The sequence below is a fragment of the Belnapia sp. F-4-1 genome (assembly GCF_000802185.1).
Classification (GTDB): domain Bacteria; phylum Pseudomonadota; class Alphaproteobacteria; order Acetobacterales; family Acetobacteraceae; genus Belnapia.
Window position 1 is genome coordinate 2086010 of sequence record NZ_KN676113.1, and the last position, 18751, is coordinate 2104760.

The following is an 18751-nucleotide window of genomic DNA, read 5'->3' on the forward strand; positions in this document are numbered from 1 at the left end:
TCAGTCCGATACGGCGTGCGCCTTCAGGTCCTCCAGCGCGCAGAGTTCGAGCGTCGCCACATGCGTCGCCTCCAGCAGCACGCGCGGCGCGACGCCCGCTTGCCGCGCCTGTTCCCAGCGCGCGGCGCAAAGGCACCAGCGGTCGCCCGGCTTCAGCCCGGGGAAGCCGTATTGCGGCACCGGCGTCGAGAGGTCGTTGCCGCAGGTCCGGGAGAAGGCGAGGAAGGCCGCCGTCACCTCGACGCAGACGGTGTGCAGGCCGCGATCCTCGACGCCGGTGTTGCAGCAGCCGTCGCGGTAGAAGCCGGTCAGCGGCGCGACCGAGCAGGGCAGCAGCGGCCCGCCCAGCACATTGGTGGAGGAGGGCTGGCCCTTGGGTGGCCAGCGTCCTGGCCCCATTCCGCCATCCGGCATCGACGACTCTCCCTGCAACGCGTTGTGATTGCCCGGCCCCTGGCGCCGGGGCGGCGACTCTGCGCCGGATCGCCGGGCGCCGTCCACAAGCTTGGGCGTGACGCCGGGGCGCCTCAGTGCGGCTCCAGCCTGATGGCTTCCAGGCCCAGGCCGCGCTGGTGGTCATCGATCGCGCCGCCATCTGCCTGCGGCACCACGAGGCGCAGGGTGAGGAGGCCGTCCTCCACGGCTTCCGGCGGCACGGCGACGGTGATGCCCTCGCTCGCGGTGACCGCCTTCCGGGCAAGCTCGCGTTTGCCCGCCGCGACGATCACCGTCCGGCCTGGCGCCGCCGGCCCGCGCAGCTGCAGGGTCAGGCTCGCCGTCTCTTCACGATCCGCGGGCATGGGCAGGACCAGCTCGGCCTCGTTGGCGGTAAAGCGGACGCCCCAGCGCTCCGGCATCGACCAGCCCGTGCCGAGTAGCCGGATGCCGTCCTCGCCCGCGGCGAAGGACCGCTCCACCCCCGGCTGCAAGGGCGGGGGAGGGGCCGGCGGGGGCTGGATGAAGCCGGCGATGAGGGCAGGGTCTCCGCAGGCCAGCCCCATCTCGAAGCCACGGCAGGAGGCCTCAGCGGCCGCGCGCAGCAGCAGGGCCTCCGGCCATTGGCCGGCAAGGAAGACATGCAGCCCGTCGCGGTCCCGCAGCCCCGCCAGCGCGTCCCGACGGGCGGCCTCGCAGCTCCGTCCGCCGGTCAGCCGCGTGATCGGCCCGCCCTCGACGCGCATCCCGGCCCGCATCGCTGCCATGGCGAATTGCGAGAAGTCGAGGGGCCAGGCGCCCGGGCGCGTGCAGGCCAGCGGCGGATGCAGCGTCGCGGTGCGGCCTTTCAGCGCGGGATGCCGCAGCGGCGCCGGGTCGAAAGCCGCCGGCATCGGCGCGTGGAAGGTCGTTCGCAGCATCCGGTCCAGCTGCGCCAAATCGGCCGCCTGCAGGACGACAAGGCCCGCCAGCATCGCGCCCACCGCCTGCCGGTGCCGGGCCCGCGCGAGTGCCGCCAGCGCCAGCACCGGCAGCAGATAGGCCAGCGGCCAGAAGAAGCGCCCGGAGGCCCGGAGCTGGCTCACCAGATTATCCAGGCCGCGGGGCAGGGGGATGGCGGGCAGCGCGGTACCACCGACGAAGACGCGGGTGCTCAGCGCGAAGAGCAGGCAGCCGAGCAGCACCAGGCCGAGCGGCAGGGCCGCACGCCCAAGGCCGGGCGGCGCCTGCATCCGATGGCGCGCCAGGTGCAGCGCCGCGGCGGCCAGCAGCAGCAGGATGCCGAGGCCAAGATAGTTGAAGCCCTCATACTGGCCGCCCGTGGCATCGAGGATGCCATTCGCCACCGGCCCCGCCGGCCATGTGCCGAACAGGCCGGAGAGCTGCGGCACGACCGGGCTCAGCAGGTTCATCGAGAAGTAGCCGAAGCCGGTCGGCGCCCCGTTCTCCGTCCGGTAGCCGAGCAGCCAGGCCGCGAGCACGGAACTCGCCAGGAAGGCGCCGAAGCCGAGTCCGCCGCGCAGGAGGGAGCCGAGGGCAGGCCGCCGCGCGGCATCGGCGAGGAGGCCGCCGAGCGCGAGTGCCGCCACCATGGCCCAGAGATAGGCATGCAGCCCGATCACCAGGAAGCCGAGCGCCGCGAAGCCGGCAATGACCGCCACGGAGACCCCACGCCGCACCGCCTGCACGGCCAGCGCCAGGGCCACCAGCAAGGTCCAGTGCGAGGCCAGCGCCAGGTGGTGCATGTGCAGGCGCAGGATCCAGGCCGGCAGGAATGAGGCGAAGGCGATGCCCGCCAGCAGCACTTCCCAGCGCCGGATGCCTGCGGCCCGCAGCAGGGCCAGCGCCGCGACCGGCTGCAGCACGAAGCCGAGCAGGATGCAGAGGCCCATCGGCGCGACCGTGTCCGCGGAGAGGCCGAGTGCCTTCAGCACCACCACCAGCCAGGGCATGCTGTCGGTGTAGACGATGGGCAAGGGTTCGCCGGCCGAGAGCAGCGCGGTCGCCGAGAGCGGGAAGCGCCAAACGTCGCGCAGCAACGCCTCGGCGCCGATCGTGGCCATCGCCAGGTCGCCGGGCGGCCGCTGCCAGAAGGCGTCGCCCGCCGTTGCCAGGCCGAGGCGCAGCAGCACCGTGCCATGGGCCAGGCCGAAGAGCGCCGCCAAGATCACCTGCAGCCAGGCCGGCATCCGGTCGGCGCGACTTGCGGCGGTTGCGTGTCCTGGCTGGGGCAATGGGCTCGCGCTCCTCATCGGCCGGACGGTTTAACCGTCGGCGATGGCGGCGCGGCAAGACGCGATCTGGTCAGGAGAATGTGGGCGCCGCAGCCCCTGCTGCGGCGCCCGTTGCGTCAGGCCGCCGCGCGGATGGCGGCGGCGAGCACCGCCTCGCTGACGCCGCCCGAGAAGGTCTCGAAATTCGCCTCGAAGCGGGAGACGAGCTCCTTCGCCGTGCGGTCATAGGCCGCCTTGTCGGCCCAGGCCTCCCGCGGGTTCAGCACCTCGGCGGGGATGCCGGGGACCGACTTCGGGATCTGCAGGCCGAAGAACGGGTCGGTGACGTATTCGACCTGCGCCAGCGAGCCGTCGAGCGCCGCGCGCAGCAGCGCCCGCGTGTGCTGGATCGACATGCGCTTGCCGGTGCCGTAGGCGCCGCCCGACCAGCCGGTGTTGACCAGCCAGCAATCCGCGCCATGCCGCTTGATGAGGTCCTCGAGCAGCTTGCCGTAAACCTCCGGGTGCCGCGGCAGGAAGGGCGCGCCGAAGCAGGTGGAGAAGGTCGCCTGCGGCTCCTTGCCGAGGCCCTTCTCCGTGCCGGCAACGCGCGCCGTATAGCCGGAAAGGAAGTGGTACATCGCCTGCGCCGCCGAGAGCTTCGAGATCGGCGGCAGCACGCCGAAGGCATCCGCCGTCAGCATGACGACGTTCTTCGGCAGCCCGGCCTTGCCGCCCTTCACCGTGTTCGGGATGAAGTCGAGCGGGTAGCAGGAGCGGGTATTCTCGGTGAGCGAGCCGTCGTTCAGGTCGAGGTTGCCGCGGTCGTCGCCGACCACGTTCTCGAGCACGGCGCCGAAGCGGTGCGAGGCGTCCCAAATCTGCGGCTCCGCCTCGCGCGAGAGGCGGATGACCTTGGCGTAGCAGCCGCCCTCGAAGTTGAAGACGCCGCTATCGGACCAGCCATGCTCGTCATCGCCGATCAGGCTGCGCTCCGGATCGGAGGAGAGCGTCGTCTTGCCAGTGCCGGAGAGGCCGAAGAACAGCGCCGTGTCACCGCCCTTGCCGAGATTGGCGCTGCAGTGCATCGGCAGCACGCCCTTCTCGGGCAGCAGCCAGTTCATCACGGTGAAGATCGATTTCTTGATCTCGCCGGCATAGGAGGTGCCGGCGATCAGGATGGTCTTCGCCGCGAAGGAGAGGGCGATGCAAGTGCTCGTGCGGCAGCCATCCTCAGCCGGATTCGCCTCGTATTCTGGCGCGTGCAGGATGGTGAAGTCGGGCGTGAAGCCCTCCAGCTCCGCCCGCTCCGGGCGGATGAACATGTTGCGGGCGAAAAGCGCGTGCCAGGCATTGGTCGTCACCAGCCGCACCTTGATGCGGTGCGCCGGGTCGGCGCCGGCATAGAGGTCTTCGGTGAAGAGCTCCGGCCGGGCGCCGAGCCAGGTGCGGACCTTGGCGGCGAGGCCCTGGAACTTCTCCGGCGCCATCGGCTGGTTGATCTTGCCCCACCAGATCTGGTCATGGACTTCCGGGTCGTCGACGACGAACTTGTCCTGCACGGAGCGGCCGGTATGCACGCCGGTCACCGCCATGAAGGCGCCCTCGGCGGAAAGCCGGCCCTCGCCCCGCCGCAGCGCATGCGCGTAGAGGCCGGCGGCGGTGAGGTTGGCATGGACAGTGGCGGCGCTGGCCACACCGGTCCCGGCAAGGGCGGTCTCGGGCGCTGACATGCAGTGTCTTCTCCGGTTCGTTACTGGCGAGGGGCAGCCGGGCCCCTTCGGGACGAGGCACCGCCATGGGGCCTCTATCCGCCGTGTCTTTGCTTAAATTAAGGCGCGATGACAGGTCCGGTCAACGCGATCCGCCGCACATTGGCGCCAGTTTTCCTAACCTGTGCGCGAGCGGCCCTCGCGCGCCGCGCGCACCAGTTCTGCCCGCACGCCACCCGGATCGGCCACCGGGGCGCCGAAGGCGAGGCGGCGGACCTCCTCGCCGGCGGCAAGGTCGGCGCCGTCCACATCGACCGCAGCCATGCGCCACTCGCCGGGCGCGCCTCCAAGCAGGCCAGTGGCGATGGCCGCGATGGCATCGGCGTGGTCGGCATTCACATGGACGATGATGTCCGCCGCCGCGGCCTCGATCGCCGCCACCGCCCCGGGCGCAGGCATCAGGTCGGCCAGGCGGATGCGATGGGCGCGGGCGAAGCCGCCGACCAGCAGCGCCCCGCCCGGCCGGATGCGCCAAAGGGCGAAGTCGCCGAAATCGGCATACATCGCCGCATAGGGGTGCTTCGCCAGCCAGCGGGCCTTGAGCGCGGGCACTTCTGGCTCCGGCACCGGCTCTGCGAGGCCGGTCAGCGTCACCCGCGGCGCGGTCTGCGGGTTCGCGCTCTCCGGCGTGCCGCTGACCAGCAGGGCGCAGCGCGGTTCCGCCCGGAGCTGGCGGGTATGCTCGGAGAGGGAGGAGAGCAGCAGCAGCGGCGCCCCGTCCGGCGCCGTCCCCGGTGTCACCAGGCTGGCGAAAGGCTGGCCCTCGGCCGCCGTCGCCAGGGTGGCCGCCGCGGCGGCGCGAAGCAGGCAGCGGGCCTCGAAGCCCAGGTTTTCCGTCCCCATCACGCGATCCCGTCCGGGTTGTGCCACAATGCCACCCTATATGGAGCGTCTGACCCTACGGACGAGCCGGCGGAGACCCGACCATGCCAGCCACGATCGCCCTGGTGGACGACGACCGCAACATCCTCACCTCCGTCTCCATGACCCTGGAGCAGGAGGGCTTCACCGTGCGCACCTATACGGATGGGGAGAGCGCCCTGCAGGGCCTGCTCGCCCGTCCGGCGGACCTCGCGGTGCTCGACATCAAGATGCCGCGCATGGACGGGATGGAACTGCTCCAGCGCCTCCGCCAGCGCAGCGCCATGCCGGTGGTCTTCCTCACCTCCAAGGACGAGGAGGTGGACGAGCTGATGGGGCTCCGCCTCGGCGCGGACGACTACATCACCAAGCCCTTCAGCCAGCGCCTGCTGCTGGAGCGCATCCGCGCCCTGCTCCGCCGCAACGAGGCGAGCCGGGCGGAGGGCAGCGGCACGCCGGCCGGCGGCGTCATCGTCCGCGGCGACCTGGTGCTCGACGAGACCAAGCACACCTGCCACTGGAAGGGCACCGACATCCAGCTCACCGTCACCGAATTCCTGCTGGTGAAGGCCCTGGCGCTGCGCCCCGGCATGGTGAAGAACCGTGACCAGCTGATCGACGCCGCCTATGGCGAGAACATCTATGTCGACGACCGCACCATCGACAGCCATGTGAAGCGGGTACGGAAGAAGTTCCGCCAGGCCGACGACGACTTTGCCCAGATCGAGACGCTCTACGGCATCGGCTACCGCTACAAGGAAAGCTAGAGCGTGATCGCCGGAGGTTGGCACGACCGAAGGCGCCAATCACGCGACCAGGCAACAGGCTAGACCAAGCACCGCGATCCGGTGACCGCGCTCCCTGGTTTTTAGCCCGCCTGCCGGGGCAGGGCGCCGCCGCGCGGTGCCTGGCCCTCCAGGGCGAGGCGAAGGGCGGCGCGCAACTCGGCCAGGTCGAAGGGCTTGCGCAGCAGTATGCCTTCGTCGGCCGGCCGCGCATCCGTCCCCGCATAGCCGGTCATGATCAGCACGCGCAGGCCGGGATGCAGGGCGCGCGCCCGCAATGCCAGCTCGCCGCCGGCCATCCCTGGCATGGCATGGTCGCTCAGCAGAAGGTCGAAGCGCGCATCGCCGCGCAGCAGGTGCAGCGCCTCCCGGCCGCTTTCCGCATCGACGACGTGATGGCCGAGTTCGCGCAGCATGGCGGCGATGGAGGTGCGCACCTGCGGGTCGTCATCCACCAGCAGCACCGTCCGGCCGCCGGACCCGGTTCCCTCCTCCCCGGCACCCGGATCGGGCGCCGGCTCCAGCGCGGGGCGGCCGTGCGCCCGCGGCAGCACCAGCCGCACCAGCGTGCCCTCGCCGACCCGGCTCTCGACCGCGACCTCGCCGCCGAGCTGGCCGATCGTCCCATGCACCTGGGCGAGGCCGAGCCCGGTGCCCTTGCCGATACCCTTGGTGGTGAAGAAGGGCTCGAAGACCCGCTTCAGCACCTCGGGCGGCATGCCCGTGCCGGTATCCCGCACTTCGACCGAAACCCGGTCGCCGCGGCCCGCCGCGCCCGGCACGTTGCGCGTCTCGATCGACAGCTCGCCGCCCTCCGGCATGGCGTCGCGGGCGTTGATGGCGAGGTTGAGCACGGCGAGTTCCAGCTGCCCGGCATCCGCCATGGCGGGCCACAGCTCCTTGGCGAGGTGGAGCGAGACGCCGATGCGGCCGCCGAGCGTGCGGTGCAGCAGGTCGCCCATGCCGGACAGCACCCCGTTTAGGTCGGTCGGCCGCGCCTCCAGCCGCTGCCGCCGGGCGAAGGCAAGGAGCTGCGCCGTCAGCCCGGCGCCGCGACGGGCAGCCTGCATGGCGTTGCGCAGCAGCCGCAGCACCCGCTCATCGTCCACACGCCGCTCCGCCAGGTCGAGCGAGCCGAGGATGGCGGCGAGCAGGTTGTTGAAGTCATGCGCCACGCCGCCGGTGAGCTGGCCGACCGCCTCCATCTTGCGCGCCTGGTGCGCCTGCTCCTCCGCCTCGCGCCGCAGCCGGGCGAGGTCCAGATGGGTGCGGATGCGGGCGCGCAGCTCGCGGGCGGAGAAGGGCTTGGCGAGGTAGTCGTCGGCGCCGGCCTCCAACCCCTCGCTACTTGCCTCCTCGCCGGCACGGGCGGAAAGCACGACCACCGGCAGGGTGCGCAGCGCCGGGTCCGCCCGCACCGCCCGCAGCAGGGCGAGGCCGTCCATGCCCGGCATCATCACATCGGTCAGCAGCAGCTCGGCCGGGGCGGCGCGCAGCGCGGCCAGCGCCGCCGCGCCATCCGGCACGGCGACCACCTCATGCTCCGGCGCGAGCAGCCGGGCGACATAGGCGCGCATGTCCGCATTGTCGTCGGCCAGCATCAGGCGCGCGCGACGGGCCGGCGCCTCCCGCCGCGGCGGCATCGGCACCACCTTGGGGTCGGCCGGCGGCGCATCCGCGAACCAGCGCATGGCCTCGGCGACGAAAGGCTCGGCGCCGAGGGCGGTGGAGGGCAGGCGCGGCGCGGCGCCGATGCGCTCCGGCGGCAGATGCGCATGCCCGGCCGGAATCTCGACGGTGAAGGTGGCGCCTCGCCCCGGCTCGCTGTCCACCGAAACCTGGCCGCCATGCAGCCCGACCAGCTCCCGCACCAGGGAGAGGCCGATGCCGGAGCCCTCATGCGTCCGGCTGCGGGCACCCTCCACCCGGTGGAAGCGCTCGAAGACGCGGTCGCGCTGGTCCGCCGGGATGCCGATGCCGGTATCCGCCACGGTGAGGCGGATCGCCGTGCCTTCCTGGCGCAGGCGCACCGCGATCCGTCCCTCGAAGGTGTGCTTGAGAGCGTTGGAGAACAGGTTGAGGACGACCTTCTCCCAGAGGTCGGGGTCGACATGGGCCGGCTGGGCGAGCGGCGGGCAATCGACCTCGAGCCGTAGCCCGGCCCGCTCGATGGCGGAGCGGAAGGCGCCGGCGAGGTCGGCGGTGGCCTGGCCGAGCTCCACCGGCACGAAGCAGGCCTCGGCGCGGCCGGCCTCGACGCGGGCGAAGTCGAGCAGGGAGTTGACCAGGCGCAGCAGCCGCAACGCATTGCGGCGAACCATGGCCAGTTCCTCCCGCAGCTCCGGCCCGAGGCCGGGACGGGCGAGCAGGTCCTCCACCGGCCCGAGCATCAGGGTCAGCGGCGTGCGGAACTCGTGCGAGACATTGGCGAAGAAGCGCGTCTTCGCCCGGTCCAGCTCGGCCAGCGCCTGGGCGCGGCGGCGCTCATCCGCATAGGCCTGCGCGTTGCGGATGATGGCGGCGACCTGCCCGGCCAGCAGGTCGTGGAAGCCGCGATAGCCCTCATCCAGCGCCCGGGCCGGGTTGATGCCGCAGACCAGCACGCCGAGCGCCTCCGCGCCGCCGCTGCCGGCCAGCGGCAAGGCGAGGGCGGCCCGCACCGGCTGGCCGAAGGGCCCGCCAATCAACGGGCCGATGCGGGCGGCGGCATCCTCGAGGAGGACGGCCTCGCCTGCGGCGGCGCGGCCGAGCGGCCAGGCTGCCTCCGCCGTGCCGGAATGCCCCGGCGGCAGCCCCGCCGCGGCGGCGAGGCGGAAGCCCCTCGCCTCGCGCAGGTAGAGCAGGGCGAAGGGGATGTCGGAGGGGCAGCCGGCGATGGCCTCGCCGATCTCCCGGCAGATCGCCCCGGCGTCGCGCGCCTCGCCCACGCGGGCGGCAATGTCGCGCTGGAGCTTCAGCCGCCGCTCGACCAGAATCTGCGCCGTGACCTCGCTGCAGACGCAGAGCATGCCGCGGATGCGGCCCTCGTCGTCCTCGACCGCGCTGTAGGACAGGGAGAAATAGGCCTCCTCGTCATAGCCCGCGCGGTTGACGGCAAGGCATTGGGCCGGGACCCAGTTGGGCGTGCCCGTCGCCATCACCTCGCGGATCATGGGGCCGATGATGTCCCAGGATTCCGCCTGGGTCTCCTTGATGGAGCGGCCGAGGGCGTAGGGGTGCTTGGCGCCGATGAGGCCGGTATAGGCGTCGTTGTAGATCTGGATCAGGTCGTCCTCGCCCCAGAGCAGCACCATGGGGTAGCGCGAGCCGAGCAGCGTGCGGACGGTGGCGCGGAGGCCCTGCGGCCAGCGCTCGACCGGGCCGACCGATGTGGCGGCCCAGTCGGTGTGCCGCATGCGCTCCGCCATCTCCCCCGGGCCGGCAAAGGGATCGCGTGCGAGGGGCATTGACGGGGATCTTTCTCGTTCGGCCGCGAATAATAGGCCGGTACCGAGCGTGGAATGTGGCGGAACAGCGCCACGCACGACGCTGTGTCCCGGGCTTCGGCGCAAGGACGGGTCGTCTCGATAGCCCATCCGGCTAGGCATGTGGCGTATCTGTTTCGCGAAGCGAGCGGTGGGGCCGTTCCGGGTGCGGGGCCGGGCTGCCGCAACCGGCCGCGCCCGTCCTATATGCGCAGGGAAGACGACGGGCCCCCTCAGCTTTCCCTTCCCGAACCGGCCCGCCCAAGGACCCGACCCCATGCTCGATGCCCCCCTGCAGGCCGCCCCCGGCCGGGAGGATGCGCACGGCCATCCGGCCCCGCCCGGCGCCGCCCCGACCTTCGCCATGGCCGCCGCCGCCGGCATCGCAGTGGCGAACATCTACTACAACCAGCCCATGCTCGGGATCATCGAGCAGGATTTCGCCGGCACCCATGCGACCGCGCTGATCCCGACCGCCACCCAGCTTGGCTATGCGGCGAGCCTCTTCCTGCTGCTGCCGCTCGGCGACCTGCTGGACCAGCGGCGGCTGATCGTCGTGCAATTCGTGGTGCTCGCCGTCGCCCTGGCCCTGGCGGCGCTGTCGCCGAGCGCCATGGTGCTGGTGGCTGCCTCCTTCCTCGTCGGCATGGCGGCGACGGTGGCGCAGCAGATCGTGCCTTTCGCCGCCCATCTCGCCCGACCGGAGCAGCGGGGGGCGACCGTCGGCATCGTCACCGGCGGGGTGCTGGCCGGCATCCTGCTGAGCCGGACCCTCGGCGGCTTCGTCGCCGCCCATGCCGGCTGGCGGGCGATGTTCTGGCTGGCGGTGCCGATGGCGCTCGGCGCCGCGGCGGTGATGGCGGCGCGGCTGCCGCGCCGGCCCGTGGCAGCCGCGATGGGCTATGGCGAGGCGATCCGCTCGTTGCTGCATCTCTGGCGCGGCCAGCCGGCGCTGCGGCGGGCGACGCGGATGCAGGCGGCGCTGTTCGGCGCCTTTTCCGCCTTCTGGACCATCCTCGCCCTGCGGCTGGAGGGGCCGCCCTTCGGGCTCGGGGCCGAGGTGGCGGGCCTCTTCGGCATCGTCGGCGCGGTGGGGATCGCGGCGGCGCCGCTGGCCGGCCGCCTGGCCGACCGGCGCGGGCCGGAGCTGGTGATCGGCCTCGGGGCCGCGCTCGCCCTGCTGGCCTGGGCGGTGTTCGGCCTCTGGGCGAGCCTCGCCGGGCTGGTGGTCGGCGTCGTCCTGCTCGACTTCGGGGTGCAGAGCGCGCTCGTCTCCAACCAGCACGTCATCTATGCGCTGGCGGCGGAGGCGCGCAGCCGCGTCAACACCGTCTTTATGACGGGGATGTTCCTCGGCGGCGCGGCCGGCTCGGGCGGGGCGATGGCGGCTTGGCGGCTCGGCGGCTGGGGCGCGGTGTCTGCCTTCGGTGCCGCGCTGGCGCTGGCCGCCCTGCTGATGCAGGGGCGAGGGCCAGCCCGCGCCTGACGGCAGGGGGGGCGGGCCGGCCCGCCCCCGCGCATCGTCTGCAGGCGGTCAGGGCGCCCGGCCGATCGTCTCCGGCCGGGTCGCCGCCAGGCTGGCCAGGTTGGCGTCGATGGCGCTGATCAGCCCCCAATTCTCGATATAGCCGGACGGAAAGCCGGGCGAGCCGGCATCCAGATCCTGCTGGCGCGCATGGATGTAGTCGGTCCAGCGCCGCGTCGCCGGGCGGCGATGGTGGAAGTCGTGGCAGGGCGCATCGCCGACCAGCACGAAGAGCCGGACGAACAGATGCACGGTCAGCATCTCCAGCCACCACCCGGCCCACAGCGCCAGGCCTTGCAGGGTAGTCGCATTCGCAGTCGGCGGCTCCCGTCCGGGGAAGACGCCCGCCGTCGCATGGCAGACGAATTCGCGGTTGCGCATGGCGATGAGCTCCGGCTCCGGGAAGCGGTGCTCGCAGAGGATGCGCAACACGGTCGCGGCCTGCAGCAGCACCGTCACCGGCAGCACCCAGGCGACGAGGAAGGCCGGCAGCACGCCGCCCGCCGCGGCGCCAAGGAACGCGCCCGTCCAGGCGATGCGCCCGACCCGGTCATGCGCCGCATCGCCGGTGAAGAGGCTGGCCCCGATCCGCCGCTGCAGGAAGCGCGCATGGAAGGCCGGCGAGACCAGGCTGACGCAGACCCGCCGCCAAAGCTCCCGCTTCGGCAGGCCCGGCTCCAGCCCGCAGAGGCCGAGGACGAAGTCGGCGAACTCATCCTCCTCGGTCAGCAGCTTCTTCGGGCTGTGGTGCAGCATGTGCTCATGCTGGTAGTCGTCGAAGCGCTTGAACAGCAGGAGCGCCGAGACGAGGCGGCCGGCCTGGCGGTTGCGGGCCCGGCTGCGGAAGACGGTGCCGTGCGAGCAATGGTGGAAGATCACCACCTGGAACAGGCCGAGGCCGCAACTCGTCGCCAGCAGCCCGGCCGGCAGCAGCAGCCAGAGGGCGAGCGGCGCCGCGGCGAGCAGGAAGGGCGCGGCGGACAGGGCGACGCCGCCGAAGGTCCAGAGCAGGGCGATGGCGACGAAGGCTTCGCCCGGCCGCTCCACCGCGGCTTCGCCCGGGGCTGGCCGCGCCGTCAGCCAAGTCAGGAAGGGTTGCGCCAGGGGGTGAATTCGGGCGGCCATGGCAGCCCTTGGATTGATGTCATCCGTCTTCGAGGCGAGAAGCTGATCCGCAGAAACACTAGGCCTGACAAAGGTCATCTCGAGCACTCCGAAACCACCGGAGAGCTATAGCGCGCTTCAAGCCACATGCTTCAGCAACTGTTACGCTTCACTTGACGTGACGCGCCGCAACATTCAGCGTCGCCGCCATTGCTGGCGCGAGGCAGGCTTGTCAGGACACGCCGCGCCATGCTTCCCAGAAATGGGGTGGTTGCGCCGCGGCGAGCGCCAGGCGTGTGGAGGCAAAGCGGCGGGCCACGGCGGGAGGCATCGCCACCGGCCCGAAATAGATCGCCTCCCGCATGTCCTCCGGCGCGCAGACCACGACGCCGTCCTCCCATTCCCGCCGGTCCAAGGCGTCGGGCCAGTCATCACCGCGCCAGAGCAGTGGCCGGAGGCCGGAGGCGTCCTCGACCCAGTGCCAGCTGCTGCGCTCGGGCTGCGAGGGAATCCCGTCCCATTGGGTTGTCATCCGGATCTCCCCGCATCAAGGCGGCCTGTTGCCAAAAGCATCAGCCGGCGTCCCGTGGCATTCGACCAAGGACACAGGATGGCAAAGCAGGACGAAAAATGAAACAGCAATGCGCCGACCTGCCGGAGTGGTTACCGGCCATCCTCGCCGCGGCGATAGGCGGCGAGGATGGCCTCGCCCTCCGGCCCCATGCGCGCCGACCACCCGGCGATGACGGGCGCGGCGGCCTCGGCGAGGGCCACCCGAAGGCCTGACGTCCGGGCAATGGCGACGCCATTCGCCTGCATCCGCGCCGCGTTCTCGGCCCCGCGCGTCGTCATGGCCTCGAACTGCCGCGCCTCGGTCAGCCGGCCTGCCTCGACGACCGCCTCCCGCACCGGGGCCGGCAGGGCGGCCAGGGCCGCGGCCTGGCAGAAGGCGAGGCTGAGCGGCGAGGCGTAGTCGAGCACGGTGAAATGCGGCAGGACCTCCCACAACCTGGCTCCGGCGCCGCCATCGCCGGAGGAGAGCACCGCATCCAGCGCGCCCGCCCGCAGCCGTGGCAGCGCATCGGCGAAGGAGATCTGCACCGCATCGGCCCCGGCGCCGCGCAGGACGGCGGTGCTGGCGGCGTCATAGGTGCGAATGCGCAGGCCCCGCAGCGCCTCGGGTCCCGGAAGCGGCTGGCGCGACCAGAGGCCACTCGGCGGCCAGGGCGTGGCGTAGAGCAGCACCAAGCCGCTGGCGCCGAGCGCGCGCTCATAGGCCGGCCGGGCGGCGCGTAGTAGGCGCCCGGTCTGCGCCGCCGAGGCGGTGAGGAAGGGCAAGGCGGACAGCTCAAAGATGGGTGCCTCGCCGGTCAGGGCCCCGGTGAAGGCATCCGCCGCCTCCAGTCTGCCCTCGGCCACGGCGCGCGGCATGGCGGCGGAACGCAACCCGTCCGGCGCATTGAAGCGCGGCTCCACCGTCAGCGCCCCGTTGGCGAGCCGGCCGGCGGCCTCGGCGAAATGCGCGATGCCCTCGCCCGGCATGGCGCTCGCCGGATATTCCGTGGCGATGCGCCAGGCGGCGGTGGCCCATGCCTGCGCTGGCGCGAGGGTGCCGCCGGAGACGAGCAGGGCGGCGATGAGGGGGCGGCGCGACAGCATGGCACCCATCTGCCGACATCCCCGCGCCGGATCAAGCGCGGCCGGCGGCGCCCCCGTCGATCCATTGCGGAAGGAAGCCAATCCGACCTTCGGCTCCGCCTTTTGCCGCGGGTGAGCCGATGTTTCCGGCCAAGGCAAGCCGTCCAGCGCGCCGCGGACGGAGCGGGCATAGGTCGAGCCGTCGAGGCCGCAAGCCCTTGGTGACCCCCAGGGGTGCAGAACGTCATCTGCACCCTCGCGCGCCCGGGGGCGGCTGGCGCACGCTGTCGATCCGCCTCGAGCCGTGGCAGATGATCCCTTGGTGGTTCCGACGCTTCGTCCGACGTCTCCTTCGGGACCGCCCACGATGTCGCCCTTATTGCCGGACAGCAGGCGGCGTGCCGGTCCTTCGTCGAGGTTCGGGGCCGTGACGGGAGTGAGTGGATCCTCGGGCACAAGCGCCGCGTCGTCGTGAACACCTATGGGCAGCCGCTATTGCTGAATCTAGCCACGGCCGACGTCCCGGACAGCGCAGGCGCGCGCACGATCTTGGCGGCCGTTCGGAATGGGTGGCCGTGGTTAGAGCAAACTCCGAACAGGCGGAATCATCCGATCGGAGTAATTTGTTGGCCAAAACAACGGGCTAGAGCGGGTTCCGCGAGCCGGTGCGGACGGAACCCGCTCTGGAACACCTGTTCACCGACGCGGGCTGCGACCGAGCCAAGTTCGTGGGCAAAGCCGTTTTCAAACAGTCTCTAATATTTCGGCCTGGGCGACAACACAGAGTAAATGTTATCGAAAGGTGGAGGGCCAACAATCATGGAGCCAGCATTTTCGTTTGACTCTGCAATGGCTGCAAAATCGTCGTCTTTCAATGAGCCGATAAGTCTGAATACCTTCTCAAGGTGCCCGGGCGAGAAAATAATCAGCATCCGGACGATGCCATCCGACAGATTGCACCACGCGTGCGGAGTTCCCCTTCTGACTGTCGCCGCATCGCCTGCTGCCAGGTCTGACCCCTGGTCACCAGTAGTGAGATGAACGCTGCCTTCGAGAACCACAAAATGTTCCTCCTCGTTGGCATGAATATGCATGGGCACACCGTTGCGAGGATCGGCGATTACCTCAAGCATTGTGTAGATGCCTTCTGTCTCTATGGCGGAGGTACGGATCCTGAATCGCTCACCGGGCGTGACCTGCACCCATTCACTGCCAGCGCCAGGGATTGTTGGCAGCATATTCGCTGACGTATTCATTCGAATTTTTCTCTCTCATATTGCTTGACGCTGCGTCAGGCTAATTCTGTCTGAAAGATGTGTGATACATATCAGCTTCTAAATTCGTATTTGATGTTTCGTTTGAAATCTATGCTGGGGATTTTTCAGGACGCGGAGCCAAGCTGAACAGCTTCGCCCTCAGCGGCGGCGCCGCGCACGGTGCTCCCTCGTCCACACCCGCCCATCTGGGCTGTGCCTCAGCCCAAGGCACCACAATCCCGCATTCTCAAATGGGCATCCAGCGCCTCCGGCTGCCTTGGCGGGGCCGCTGGCTATGCCACTGCCTGTTGCAGCGTCTCCGTCCTCGCCCCCGAGGCGGCGCTGGGCAAGCTGGTCCATCGGGGCCAGACATTATTCCCTGCAGTGGAACAGTGCCTTCCTCAGCAAACGGCTTCAGTGCATCGGCGGGTGCCAATAACTTCCGGGACGAGGCGGGGCGCAATGCCTGCGCCGCCCGCACCGGAACCCCTCACCATGACCTCCCAGCCAGCCCGCGACCGGCTTACACCGTGGCATGCCGGAGAAGTCGCCCTGCAATCCTCGCTCGGGATGGCGGAGCGCATGGCCGTGGTCGGCCAGCATGTCCTGCGTGACCACCTGATCGAGCAGCACCAGCTGTTCTACCCACAGCTTCCCTTCCTGATCCTCGGCGCGGTCGACCCCGAGGGCGACCCCTGGGCCACCATCCTCGCCGGCCACCCCGGCTTCCTGTCCGTGCCGGATGCCGGGACGCTGCGCGTCGCCGCCGGGCGCGACGCCGCCGATCCGGCCGGGCGGGGCATGGAGGCGGGTGATGCCGTCGGCCTGCTCGGCATCGAGTTGCCGACGCGGCGGCGCAACCGGCTGAACGGGCATATCCGCCGCACGCCCGGTGAGGAGGGCTTCGCCGTCACGGTCGAGCAGAGCTTCGGCAACTGCCCGCGCTACATCACCCCCCACGGCGTCGGCTTCGCCCGCGACCCGGCCGAGCCGGCTCCGGAGGGAGCCACGGCCCTGCCAGGCCTCGACTCTGCCGCCCTGGCGATGATCCGGCGCGCCGATACCGCCTTCGTCGCCAGCTATGTGGGGGAGGCCGGGCCGGAGCGGCAGGTCGATGTCTCGCATCGCGGCGGCCCTCGGGGCTTCATCCGGGTGGAGGCCGATGGGGCGCTCACCATCCCCGACTATGCCGGCAACATGTTCTTCAACACCCTCGGCAACATCCTGATGACACGGCGGGCCGGGCTGCTCTTCGTCGATGGCGCGACCGGCACCCTGCTGCAACTCACCGGCGCTGCGGGGCTGCTGCCGGAGGGGCCCGAGCTCGATGCCTTCGAGGGCGCCGAGCGCCTGTGGCGGGTCACGCCGCGACGGATCGTCCGCCGCGAGGCCGCGCTGCCGCTGCGCTGGGGGTGAAACGGCCCCGTCATGCCAGGCTGCCCCGGCAGCCGCCGGCACCGGCGTTAGCCCGCCCGCCGCCAGCCGCGCCGGCACCCCTGCCGCCCGGCCCGCAGGCGCAGCCTCTTCCTCCACCGGGCGCGAAGCCCCTCGAGGAGGGCATCAACCTGCGGTCCATCAGCCGGCCGCAAGGGACGCCGGCCGAATTCGGGGAAGCGCCGGCTGCCGATCCATGTCCGCGGTTCGGGTGCGGAGCGTCGCCGACGCTGCCGTGAGGCGGCTGCGCGCCAGGCTGCTGGCGCAGGAATGAGGGGGGGCGGGTTGCGTCCATGCCTTGGCTTGTGATGAAAGGACAGAGAGGCGCTTCAACCGAAAGGCTTGGCCCCTGCCGATGCATCACCTGCACAGCGCGCATGAGCCCGTCCTCGTCGCACTCTCGGTCCTCATCGCCGTGCTCGGGTCCTGGACCGCGCTCGACCTGTTCCACCGCGTGCGGGCGAATGCCGGCGCCATCCGGCTCTGGTGGCTGGCCGGGGCGGCGGCGGCGACCGGTGGGTCCATCTGGTCGATGCATTTCGTCGCCATGCTGGCCTACGACCTCGGCACCCCGGTCCGCTACGAGGTGCGGCTGACCGTCCTCTCGCTGGTGCTGGCGATCGGTGCGACCGGGCTCGGCTTCGCGCTGGCGGCCGGGCGGAGCGAGGTGCCGGGGCGCGGACGCATCGCCGCCGCCGCCCTGGCCATGGGGCTCGGCATCTGCCTCATGCATTATGTCGGCATGGAGGCGATGCGCCTGGCGGCGATGCCGACCTACGACCCGCTGCTGGTGACGGCCTCCGCGGCGGTGGCCATCGGCGCCTCGGCGCTGGCCCTGGTGCTGGCCCTCGACGAGCGTTCCACGCCCGCCCGGGCGCTCGGCGCCCTGGCCCTCGGCCTGGCGATCGCCGGGATGCACTACACCGGCATGGCGGCCGTCAGCTTCCTGCCGGAGCCCGGCCCGCCCGCCCGGCCGGCCGAGATTCCGGCCGAGGCGCTCGCCATCGGCATCGCCACCTGCACCCTGCTGCTTCTGACCCTGGCGCTGATCGCCGCCATGGTCGATCGCCGCATCGAGGCGCTGGCACTGCGCGAGGCCGAGGCGCTGCGCCATAGCGAGGAGCGCCTGCGGGGCGTGCTCGACCGCATGCCCGTGGGCGTCCTGGTCACCGGGATCGGCTCGGGACGCATCATCCTCGCCAATCCGGAAGCGGAGCGCATCCTCGGCCTCCGGCTGGATGCGGCGATGCTCGAGGCGCTGGGCCGGACCGGCGACGCGCTCGCCACCACCCTCCGGCGTGGCGAGGCGGTGGAGCGCATGCCCATCGCCCATCGCTGCCCGGATGGCACGACCCTGCATCTCGAACTGAGCCTCGCCCCGATGCCGGATGGGGCCGGGCAGGAAAGGCTTGCCATCGCCACCCTGCAGGACGTGACCGCCCGGGTGCAGGCGGAGCAGGTCCTGCGCCGGGCGCAGCGGCTGGAGGCGATGGGCCAGCTCACCGGCGGCGTGGCACATGACTTCAACAACCTGTTGATGGTCGTCTCCGGCAATCTCCAGCTCCTCATGCGGCGCACGACGGATGAGACGCTGCTGCGCCTGGCGCGCGGTGCCGCCGGGGCGGTGCGGCGCGGCGCCGACATCACCGGACGCCTGCTGGCCTTCGCCCGCGAGCAGGCGCTGAAGCCGGAGCCGGTGGCGCTGGCCGAGCTGCTGCCGGATATCGCCGAGAACATGCTGGCCCGCACGCTCGGTGGGCAGGTGCATGTCGAGACGCGGCTGCAGGAGGGGCTCTGGCCCGTGCTCGCGGACCAGTCGGAGCTGGGGGTGGCGCTGCTGAACATCGCCATCAACGCACGCGACGCCATGCCGGGGGGCGGCCGGCTTGCCATCGCCGCCGCCAATGTGCCGATGGCCGAGCTGCCGGAGCGGCTCCGCAGCGGGTTGCTGCCGGGGGACTATGTCGCCCTCACCCTGACCGATAGCGGCGCGGGGATGGGCGAGGAGGTGCTCGCCCGCGCCTTCGAGCCGTTCTTCACCACCAAGCCGGTCGGCCAGGGCTCCGGCCTCGGCCTGTCCCAGGTCTACGGCTTCGCCCGGCAATCGGGGGGCACGGCGCAGCTCGCCAGCCGTCCCGGCGAAGGGACGCAGGTGACGCTCTGGCTGCCGCGCGCCACCTTCGCCAGTGCCGAAGTCCTGCCGTCCGGTGAGCGCGTTGCATGAGCGCCGTTCCACCTTGGTCCTTGGCCCCGTCTCTCCCTAG

The 18751-nt window shown here is 71.3% G+C and carries 13 protein-coding genes; 4 read left to right on the forward strand and 9 right to left on the reverse strand.

The features are described from left to right. The 4 genes from LH62_RS10100 to LH62_RS10115 form a co-directional block, all read right to left on the reverse strand. On the reverse strand, positions 1–414 hold the full coding sequence (locus LH62_RS10100; RefSeq protein WP_043361001.1) for a DUF2237 family protein: 414 nt from the start codon (positions 412–414) through the stop codon (positions 1–3). A gap of 113 nt (positions 415–527) precedes the next feature. Further along, positions 528–2669, reverse strand: coding sequence for a hypothetical protein (locus LH62_RS10105; protein WP_201445461.1), 2142 nt, complete (start codon positions 2667–2669; stop codon positions 528–530). 116 nt (positions 2670–2785) lie between these two features. Next, the gene (locus LH62_RS10110; RefSeq protein WP_043361014.1) at positions 2786–4381 is read right to left on the reverse strand and encodes a phosphoenolpyruvate carboxykinase; all 1596 of its coding nucleotides are present in this window, start codon (positions 4379–4381) and stop codon (positions 2786–2788) included. 156 nt (positions 4382–4537) lie between these two features. Then, complete coding sequence (locus tag LH62_RS10115; RefSeq protein ID WP_043361021.1) at positions 4538–5263, reverse strand: HugZ family protein; 726 nt, start codon at positions 5261–5263, stop codon at positions 4538–4540. 83 nt (positions 5264–5346) lie between these two features. Here LH62_RS10115 and LH62_RS10120 point away from each other — a divergent pair, with 83 nt between their 5' ends. Next, complete coding sequence (locus LH62_RS10120; RefSeq protein WP_043338340.1) at positions 5347–6048, forward strand: response regulator transcription factor; 702 nt, start codon at positions 5347–5349, stop codon at positions 6046–6048. 101 nt (positions 6049–6149) lie between these two features. On the opposite strand, the gene LH62_RS10125 is transcribed toward LH62_RS10120, so the two are convergent. Beyond that, on the reverse strand, positions 6150–9512 hold the full coding sequence (locus LH62_RS10125; protein ID WP_052214075.1) for an ATP-binding protein: 3363 nt from the start codon (positions 9510–9512) through the stop codon (positions 6150–6152). Between the two features lie 295 nt (positions 9513–9807). Here LH62_RS10125 and LH62_RS10130 point away from each other — a divergent pair, with 295 nt between their 5' ends. Continuing rightward, positions 9808–11016 carry an MFS transporter gene (locus tag LH62_RS10130; protein ID WP_236552523.1) on the forward strand — a complete coding sequence of 403 codons (1209 nt, stop codon included), beginning with the start codon at positions 9808–9810 and terminating at the stop codon, positions 11014–11016. A 48-nt stretch (positions 11017–11064) separates the two neighbouring features. Here the strand turns inward: LH62_RS10130 and LH62_RS10135 are convergent, their stop codons facing one another. The 4 genes from LH62_RS10135 to LH62_RS29175 all read right to left on the reverse strand — a co-directional run bounded on the left by LH62_RS10135 (position 11065) and on the right by LH62_RS29175 (position 15053). Next, entirely contained in the window at positions 11065–12180 is a 1116-nt protein-coding gene (locus tag LH62_RS10135; protein WP_043361022.1) for a fatty acid desaturase, read from the reverse strand. A gap of 211 nt (positions 12181–12391) precedes the next feature. Next, positions 12392–12691 carry a hypothetical protein gene (locus LH62_RS10140; protein WP_043361025.1) on the reverse strand — a complete coding sequence of 100 codons (300 nt, stop codon included), beginning with the start codon at positions 12689–12691 and terminating at the stop codon, positions 12392–12394. A gap of 131 nt (positions 12692–12822) precedes the next feature. Then, on the reverse strand, positions 12823–13827 hold the full coding sequence (locus LH62_RS10145; protein WP_043361026.1) for a TRAP transporter substrate-binding protein: 1005 nt from the start codon (positions 13825–13827) through the stop codon (positions 12823–12825). A gap of 725 nt (positions 13828–14552) precedes the next feature. After that, positions 14553–15053, reverse strand: a complete 501-nt coding sequence (locus LH62_RS29175) for a cupin domain-containing protein (RefSeq protein ID WP_082012461.1) — start codon at positions 15051–15053, stop codon at positions 14553–14555. A 495-nt stretch (positions 15054–15548) separates the two neighbouring features. Between LH62_RS29175 and LH62_RS10150 the strand changes: the two genes are divergently transcribed. Then, on the forward strand, positions 15549–16469 hold the full coding sequence (locus LH62_RS10150; protein ID WP_043361028.1) for a pyridoxamine 5'-phosphate oxidase family protein: 921 nt from the start codon (positions 15549–15551) through the stop codon (positions 16467–16469). 373 nt (positions 16470–16842) lie between these two features. Next, on the forward strand, positions 16843–18711 hold the full coding sequence (locus tag LH62_RS10155; protein WP_052214078.1) for an MHYT domain-containing protein: 1869 nt from the start codon (positions 16843–16845) through the stop codon (positions 18709–18711). Positions 18712–18751 lie beyond the last annotated feature (40 nt).